The following is a 7510-nucleotide window of genomic DNA, read 5'->3' as shown; positions in this document are numbered from 1 at the left end:
GGGCGGAGGCACCGCCACCGTGGCCCCCACCAGCACGCAGGCCAGGGCGGCGGCGGGAGCGGTGGTCGAGGTCATGACCACCGGACGGTACGGCGGCAGCCAGCCTCCCGTCGGCGGAACCGCCGGCCTGTCACCGGACGGTAAGAAATGCCCAGGTGGTAAGCGTTCGGTAAGCACATTCCGGCCTCCGCCGGCCCGGTGCCGCCCTAGCGTCGGCGGTATGCCGACTCAGATCGACGTGGTGCTGCCCTGCCTGGACGAGGCGGCCGCCCTGCCCGGTGTGCTCACCGCGCTGCCACCCGGTTACCGGGCCATCGTGGTGGACAACGGCTCCCGGGACGGCTCGCCCGAGGTGGCCGCCCGACACGGTGCCCGGGTGATCCACGAGCCCCGGCGCGGCTACGGCGCGGCGGTGCACACCGGCCTGGAGGCCGCCGACGGTGAGCTGGTCTGCGTACTCGATGCGGACGGCTCCTTCGACCCGGGCGAGCTGCCGGCCATGGTCGCGCCGGTCGCGGCCGGGACGGCGGATCTGAGCGTGGGCCGGCGGCGACCGGTCGGCGCCGGGGTGTGGCCGTGGCACGCCCGGGCCGGCACTGCGCTGGTCGCGGCGCTGCTGCGCCGTCGAGGCGTACCGCTGCGGGACCTCAGCCCGATCCGGGTGGCCCGCCGCGACGCGCTGCTCGCCCTCGGCGTCGCCGACCGGGCCTTCGGCTACCCCCTCGAACTGCTGATCCGGGCGGCCGCCGCCGGGTGGCGGATCCAGGAGCTGGACGTGACCTACGCGCCCCGGGCCGCCGGCACCCGCTCCAAGGTGTCCGGCTCGGTCCGGGGCACCCTGCGAGCCACCCGCGACTTCGCCGGCGTGCTGCGCACCGTGGACGGCCCCCGGTGACCGTCCTGCTGGTGGTCGCCAAGGCGCCGGTGCCCGGGGCGGTGAAGACCCGGCTCTGCCCTCCGGCCACCGCGGAGCAGGCCGCCCGGATCGCCGCCGCCGCGCTGCGCGACACCCTCGACGCCGTCCGCGCCACCCCCGGGGTCACGCCGGTGCTGGCCTGGGCGGGCCGGCTGACCGAGGCGGAGGACGCCGTCGAGCTGACCGCCGCGCTGGCCGGCTGGTCCGTGCTGGACCAGCGCGGGATCGGGCTGGGCGACCGGCTCGCCAACGCGTACGCCGAGGTGGCGGCGGCGTACCCGGACCGGCCGGTGCTCCAGATCGGGATGGACACCCCGCAGCTGACCCCGGCCCGGCTGACCGGCGCGGTCCGTCGGCTGCGCGTCGCCGACGCGGTGCTCGGCCGGGCGCGCGACGGCGGCTGGTGGTCGCTGGGGTTGCGCGATCCCCGGTACGCGGAGGTGCTGCGCGAGGTGCCGATGTCGACAGCCGACACCGGTCACGACACCTGGGCGGCGCTGACCGGGCGGGGGCTGCGCGTCGCGCCGCTGCCGGTGCTGCGCGACGTCGACGAGTGGCCCGACGCCCTGGCGGTGGCGATGGAGGTGCCCGAGGGCCGGTTCGCCCGGCGGGTCGCGACGGTCCGGCTCGCCCTGGTGCCGGGGGACCGGCGGTGAACCCGGTCGACACGGCGGCCCGGCTCACCGGGCCCGGGGAACCGCTGGTCCAGGATGCCTTCGGCCCCGCGCTCGCGGGCCGGCCAGCCGGCGGGCGGTGGCTGGTGCAGGGTGACGGTGTGCGGAGCCGGCTGCCGGTGGACCGTTGGCACGGCCCGGCCGAGCCGGCGGTGGCCGGGGTGGTCGCCCGGTGTGCCGGGCCGACGCTCGACCTCGGCTGTGGGCCGGGCCGGCTCACCGTGGCGCTGGCCCGGGCCGGGCTGTCGGCGGTCGGTGTGGACGTCTCACCGACGGCGGTGCGGCTGACCCGGGCCCGGGGTGCGGTCGCCCTGCACCGCAGCCTGTTCGATCCGCTGCCCGGTGAGGGCCGGTGGGCGCACGCGGTGCTGCTCGACGGCAACATCGGCATCGGCGGCGATCCGACCGCACTGCTGCGCCGGTGCGGTGCGCTGCTCGCGCCCGGCGGCACGGTCCTGGTCGAGCTGGAACCGCCCGGGGCCGGGATGTGGCAGGGCCAGGCCCGGGTGGCCGCCGCGCACCGGGCCGGCCGGCTGCTGCTCGGCCCGGCGTTCCGCTGGGCCCGGCTCGACACGCACGCCGTCCAGCCGGTCGCCCGCGCCGCCGGCCTGACCGTGCGGGAGCTGTTCCGCCGGGGCCGACGCTGGTTCGGCGAGCTGACCGTCGACCACCCGCTCGAATCCGACCACACCTGACCCGCGTCGGCCGGTCGACTCGGGTCAGGCCGCCGGGAGACGGACCACGAAGCGGCAGCCGCCGACGACGTTCTGCACGTCCACCCGACCGCCGTGCGCCTCGACCAGCCCTCGGACGATCGCCAGCCCCAGCCCGCCGGAGCCCTCCCCGCCCGAGCGGGGCGTACGGGCCGGCTCACCCCGGAACGCCACATCGAACAGTCGGGGCAGGTCGTCCTCGGGGATTCCGCCGCAGGTGTCGGCGACCGCCAGCCACGCGGCATCCCGTTCGCACCCGGCGTCCACCCGGACCGTGCCGTCGCTCGGGGTGTAGTGCACGGCGTTGAGCAGCAGGTTGCCCACCACCCGGGCCAGCTCGGGCTCGCTGGCCAGCACGGTCGGCCAGCCGGACTCGGCGGCCACCAGGCGGATCCGGCGGGCCTCGGCCAGGGGCGCGGTGCCGGCCAGCGCGTCGGAGACCACCTCGCCGAGCGGCACCGCGGACAGCGTCAGCCGCAGCGCCCCGGCGTTGATCCGGGACAGCTCGAACAGGTCGTCGACGAGACAGGTCATCCGGTCGGTCTGCGCGCGGATCCGCCGGTGGTACTCGGCCACCGTCGCCGGGTCGTCGACCACCCGGTCCTCCAACGCCTCGGCCATCGCCCGCAGCCCGGCCAGCGGCGTCCGCAGATCGTGCGACACCCAGGCGACCAGGTCCCGACGGCCCTTCTCGACCCGTCGTTCCCGCTCCCGGGCCTGGTCCGCCCAGACCGCGGCCACCGCCAGCCGGCGACCGAAGTACCAGCCGACGCCGAGGCTGACGACCGCCGCCGCGGCCACCGTGAGCAGCACGACCTGGAGGTCGTGCGGAGACAGGAACATCGCCTGGGCGACCACCACCACCCCGGCCACCACGGCGGCCACGGTGACGGTGAGCAGGACGCACACGTGCACCGTGATCGACCGGTCGCGCAGCAGCCGCAGCGTCAACGCGCCGACCAGGCCGACGCCGATCGCCGCCCCGAGCGCCGCGCCGAAGATCAGCGCCAGGTCACGCATCGGCCGGCTCGTACCGGTAGCCGACGCCCCAGACGGTGACGATCCGCCGGGGCTCGGCCGGATCGTCCTCGATCTTCTCCCGCAGCCGTCGCACGTGGACGGTCACGGTGGACTGGTCGCCGAAGTTCCAGCCCCACACCCGCTCCAGCAGCTCGGTGCGGCGAAACGCCCGCGTCGGATGCCGCATCAGGTGCGCCAGCAGGTCGAACTCGCGCAGCGTCAGGGCCAGCTCGCGGCCGTGCAGCCGGGCGACCCGCGGCCCGGTGGCCACCTCCAGCCCCGCGTCGACCAGCACCTCCGCCGCCGGCCCGGCCGGCTCCCTAACTCGCCGCAGCACCGAACCGACGCGCAACACCAGCTCGCGCGGCGAGAACGGCTTGCCCAGGTAGTCATCCGCGCCCAGTTGGAGGCCGAGCACCCGATCGGCCTCGTCGCCGCGCGCGGTCAGCATGATGATCGGTACGCCGTCCGGCCGCTCCCGCAGCCGCCGGCACACCTGCAACCCGTCCAGCCCCGGCAGCATCAGGTCCAGCACCACCAGGTGCGGCGTCCGATCCCGCACGGCGTCCAGCGCGGCCAGCCCGTCCCCGACGTGGCTCACGTCGTACCCGGCGTGCTCCAGGTAGCGGCAGACCACGTCGCTGACGGTCCGGTCGTCGTCGACCACGAGCACCCGCTGCGCCACCGGTCACCTCCCCGGCCAGCCTAGCCAGCGTCACCGTCGAGCTGGGCCGGCAGATCTTGCGATCCTCTTACGTCCCGACCGACCGTCTCAGCAGCTGCGGCCGTGCTGCGTGGCGTCTCTTATCAGGCGGGGTGCTGGTCGGTAGCGTGGGACACGACGGCGGCCGTCGGGCCGGTGACGCATCCCGGCTATGAGGAGGTACGGGATGGACCCCATGCCGGAGTTGAGCTTCGGGCAGCGTCTCAAGGTCTACCGCGAACGATCCGGCAAGACGCGTGCCGTGCTCGGCGGGCTGGTCGGCCGGAGCGCCGAGTGGGTGAAGGCGGTGGAGACGGATCGCATCCTGCCGCCACGCGTGCACATGTTGGACCGCATTGCTCGTGCCCTCAAGGTCGACGTGTCCGCCCTGGTAGGGGAGCTGAGCGACCGGTCGGCTGCCGTGCACGGACCGGAGCATCCGGCGTTGGCCTCGGTCCGGGACGCCGTGAACCGCTTCGCGGTGTCCGACGACGTGCCCCCTGACTCGTTGGACCGTCTCCGGGACCGTCTCGCGGCGGCGTGGCGGGCGCGGCATCAGGCGTCGGACCATCGCACGGTGCTGGGCGCGTTGTTGCCGGATCTGTTGCGGGACGCGCAGGCTGCCGCGTTGAGATACGAGGGTGCCGACCGGCGTTCGGCGCAGGCTCTGTTGGCTGAGGCGCTTGGGCTCGCGCAGATGTTCCTCGCCTACCAGCCGGCTGCCGAGCTGCTGTGGCGGGTCGCCGACCGCGCGACGGTGGCCGCGCAGGAGTCCGGTGATCCTGAGGCGCTGGCCAGCGCGGGGTGGTTCCTGTGCCAGGTACACCGGGACGCCGGTGACTGGGACACCGCCATGACGGTGACGCTCGACATCCTCTCGGCCCTGGAGAGGCGCGCGGCCGATGCGAACGCCAACCTTCTGGCGCTCTGGGGCGCGTTGCATTTCGAAGCGGCTTACACCGCTGCCCGCGCTGGCGAAGAGGGCCGCGCCTGGCGCTACTGGGACCGCGCCGACGAGGTTGCCCGGCGTCTACCGAAGGGCTTCTACCAGCCTCAGACGTCATTCTCCCGTGTCGTCATGGGCGCCCACGCCGTGACCGTGGCCGTTGAGTTGCAGAAGTCCGGTGAGGCGGTACGGCAGGCCCGTCGCCACGAGGCGGCGGCCATCCCGTCGAGGCCACGCCGTGCGCGCCACCTCATCGAGGTCGCCCGTGCCCACTACGGCAAGGACGACAAGGAAGCGGCCGTGACGACTCTCCGGCAGGCGTACGGGTCCGCTCCGGAGACGATCCGCTTCAACGGCTATGCGCGGCAGATCGTTCTGGACCTGCTCGACGGGCCGCGTGCCACGCGGAATGAGGCCCGCGACCTGGCGTTGAAGGTCGGCCTGCTGTCCTGATTCAGGGGTAGAAACCGTACCCATTCCACCCCGCAACCGTACGTAGCGTCCTCGTCACGGGGTGCGGCGTGCGGTGCGAGATCACCGGTCGCCGCGTCCCTCTCCATCGGGGGTGGACTAGCCGCCCTCGTGGCTGACGAGGGAGGGGTCTCAGGTGACAGCTCACCGCCCTGTTTCGCCGGCCTGGACATGTGACGCCTGCGGCAGCGACTGGCCCGGCCAGACCTGCCGGCGCGAACTGCTCGCCGAGTACGACCGCGCGTCGATGTCACTGGCCCTCTACCTGGCCGCTCAGTTCGTCGATGCCAACCGGGACCTGGCTCACGTTCCCGTCGGCCACCTCCATCACCGATTCCTCGGCTGGATCCGATGAGCATTCTTCGGCCGGGAGACGAGAAGTTCCACTACAGCGACGGCTCCCACCGGTGGATTCCGCCGGGCCCGGACTACGACCAGGAGGTCTGGGACGAGCAGGTCCGCCAGCACAAGCACGGCCACCTGAGGAACGAACGTCCAAAGGTTCGCATCCAGCGTGTCGTCTGATGCCGGCAGCACGGTCTCCCCGTCGCCGGAAGGACACCGGCCCGAGGCCGGGAGCCCGGAGGTCAGCGTCAGCGCCGTGCGCGGCGTCCGCTGCACGGCCCTCTGAGCGCTCGCGGGTGGCTCGGTTCGGCGCGAGGCCCGACCGAGTGATCAGCGGGCCGGCGCCGGCTGCGTACGATGCGGGGCTGAGTTCCCCTCGTCGCGGCGGAGGTATCGGACAGATGGCAGGCCAGCACGAGGGCTTCGCCCTCGGCGTCGACCTCGGTACCTCCAACACGGTCGCGGTGCTGCGCTGGCCGGACGGGCGGACCCGTCCGCTCTTGATGGACGGTCAGCCGGTCAGTCCGTCCGCCGTGTACGCCGACCCGGACGGCACGCTGCACGCCGGTTGGGACGCACGGCGGTTGGCGCAGGCCGATCCGGCCCGGTTCGAGGCGAACCCGAAGCGTCGGGTGGACGAGCCGAATGTTCTGCTCGGTGACCGCTCGTACCCGCCGGCCGAGCTGCTCGCCGCGGTGCTGGCGGCGGTCGCGCGGGCCGCGGTGGGCACGGTCGGCTTCCTGCCTCCGGCGGTGGTCACCTGCCCGGCGGCCTGGGACGCGACGCGGCGGCAGGTGCTCGGTGACGCCCTCATGCGGGCCGGCTGGCCGCAGGCCGCCGAGCACACCCTCGCCGGGCCGACGCCGCCGGGCACCCGGCTGCTGCGTGAGCCGGTGGCCGCCGCCCGCTACTACACGCAGGTGCTGCACCGGCCGGTGCCGGTCGGCGGCGCGATCGCGGTGTTCGACTTCGGTGGCGGGACGCTCGACGTGGCGGTGCTACGCAACGAGGGCGCCGACCCGTGGGGTGACTCGGGCTTCAGCGTGGTGGCCGACGGTGGTCTGCCCGACCTCGGTGGCCTGGATCTCGACGCGGCGCTGGTGCAGCGGGTCGGCGAGCTGGTCGGTGACAGGCACGCCGCGCAGTGGGCCCGGCTGGTTCGCCCGGCGGATCCGGCGCAGCGCCGCGACCAGGTGCGGCTGTGGGACGAGGTCCGGGGTGCCAAGGAGACGCTGTCCCGGTCCACCGTGGCGCCGGTCGCCGTACCCGGGGTGCCCGATGCGGTGCGGCTGACCAGGGCCGACGTCGAGCGGGTGGCCACGCCGCTGCTGCGCCGCGCGGTGGACCGGGCCCGGGACGTGATTGCCGCCGCCGGGCTGAGTCCCGACCAGCTCGCGGGGCTGTTCCTGGTCGGCGGGTCGTCGCGGATCCCGCTGGTGGCCCGGATGCTGCACGCCGAGCTGGGGGTGGCCCCGACGGTGCTGGACCAGCCGGAGTTGCCGGTGGCCGAGGGGGCGCTGACGGACCTGCCGCTGCGCCGACAGCTGCCCGCGCCGGCGTACGCCGGGCCACCCCTCGCCCCGCCCGCTCCGGCCGCAGCACCCGCGCCGCCGGCACCAGCCTCGCCAGCCGGACCGCCGCCCGCACCAGCCGTACCCGCGCAGGCGCTGGCCGCACCGGCCGGACCGTCGTTCGCGCCGACCTCGCCAGCCGCGCCCGGTT

At 74.7% G+C, this 7510-nt stretch carries 8 protein-coding genes; 6 read left to right on the top strand and 2 right to left on the bottom strand.

The features are described 5' to 3' along the window. The first annotated feature begins 220 nt into the window (after positions 1-220). The 3 genes from EAD98_RS29705 to EAD98_RS29695 all read left to right on the top strand — a co-directional run bounded on the left by EAD98_RS29705 (position 221) and on the right by EAD98_RS29695 (position 2285). Positions 221-895, top strand: a complete 675-nt coding sequence (locus EAD98_RS29705; protein ID WP_121657258.1) for a glycosyltransferase family 2 protein — start codon at positions 221-223, stop codon at positions 893-895. After that, positions 892-1572: a DUF2064 domain-containing protein gene (locus tag EAD98_RS29700; RefSeq protein WP_121657257.1), complete on the top strand. Its 681-nt coding sequence runs from the start codon at positions 892-894 to the stop codon at positions 1570-1572. Before EAD98_RS29705 ends, EAD98_RS29700 begins: the two co-directional genes overlap by 4 nt. A 101-nt stretch (positions 1573-1673) precedes the next feature. Next, a complete protein-coding gene (locus EAD98_RS29695; RefSeq protein WP_305035615.1) occupies positions 1674-2285 on the top strand; it encodes a bifunctional 2-polyprenyl-6-hydroxyphenol methylase/3-demethylubiquinol 3-O-methyltransferase UbiG in 612 nt (203 codons plus the stop codon). Positions 2286-2309: 24 nt separating this feature from the next. On the opposite strand, the gene EAD98_RS29690 is transcribed toward EAD98_RS29695, so the two are convergent. After that, a complete protein-coding gene (locus EAD98_RS29690) occupies positions 2310-3323 on the bottom strand; it encodes a sensor histidine kinase KdpD (RefSeq protein WP_121657256.1) in 1014 nt (337 codons plus the stop codon). Beyond that, positions 3316-4008 carry a response regulator transcription factor gene (locus EAD98_RS29685; protein ID WP_121657255.1) on the bottom strand — a complete coding sequence of 231 codons (693 nt, stop codon included), beginning with the start codon at positions 4006-4008 and terminating at the stop codon, positions 3316-3318. The genes EAD98_RS29690 and EAD98_RS29685 overlap by 8 nt, the downstream gene beginning before the upstream one ends. 205 nt (positions 4009-4213) lie before the next feature. Between EAD98_RS29685 and EAD98_RS29680 the strand changes: the two genes are divergently transcribed. The 3 genes from EAD98_RS29680 to EAD98_RS29670 form a co-directional block, all read left to right on the top strand. Continuing rightward, positions 4214-5425 carry a helix-turn-helix domain-containing protein gene (locus tag EAD98_RS29680; protein ID WP_121657259.1) on the top strand — a complete coding sequence of 404 codons (1212 nt, stop codon included), beginning with the start codon at positions 4214-4216 and terminating at the stop codon, positions 5423-5425. A gap of 369 nt (positions 5426-5794) precedes the next feature. Beyond that, positions 5795-5968: a hypothetical protein gene (locus EAD98_RS31380; RefSeq protein ID WP_199723615.1), complete on the top strand. Its 174-nt coding sequence runs from the start codon at positions 5795-5797 to the stop codon at positions 5966-5968. Positions 5969-6189: 221 nt separating this feature from the next. Beyond that, on the top strand, positions 6190-7510 hold a 1321-nt coding region (locus EAD98_RS29670; protein WP_147457528.1), incomplete at its 3' end, for an Hsp70 family protein.

It is taken from the genome of Micromonospora sp. CV4 (genome assembly GCF_003667455.1).
GTDB lineage: Bacteria > Actinomycetota > Actinomycetes > Mycobacteriales > Micromonosporaceae > Micromonospora.
This window is presented reverse-complemented; position numbering and strand designations above follow the sequence as displayed.

What these genes read in the sequence shown, in the direction of transcription:
- EAD98_RS29705 (WP_121657258.1), top strand. Translation starts at nt 221, where the DNA reads ATGCCGACTCAGATCGACGTGGTGCTGCCCTGCCTGGACGAGGCGGCC.
- EAD98_RS29690 (WP_121657256.1), bottom strand. Translation starts at nt 3,323, where the DNA reads ATGCGTGACCTGGCGCTGATCTTCGGCGCGGCGCTCGGGGCGGCGATC.
- EAD98_RS29680 (WP_121657259.1), top strand. Translation starts at nt 4,214, where the DNA reads ATGGACCCCATGCCGGAGTTGAGCTTCGGGCAGCGTCTCAAGGTCTAC.
- EAD98_RS31380 (WP_199723615.1), top strand. Translation starts at nt 5,795, where the DNA reads ATGAGCATTCTTCGGCCGGGAGACGAGAAGTTCCACTACAGCGACGGC.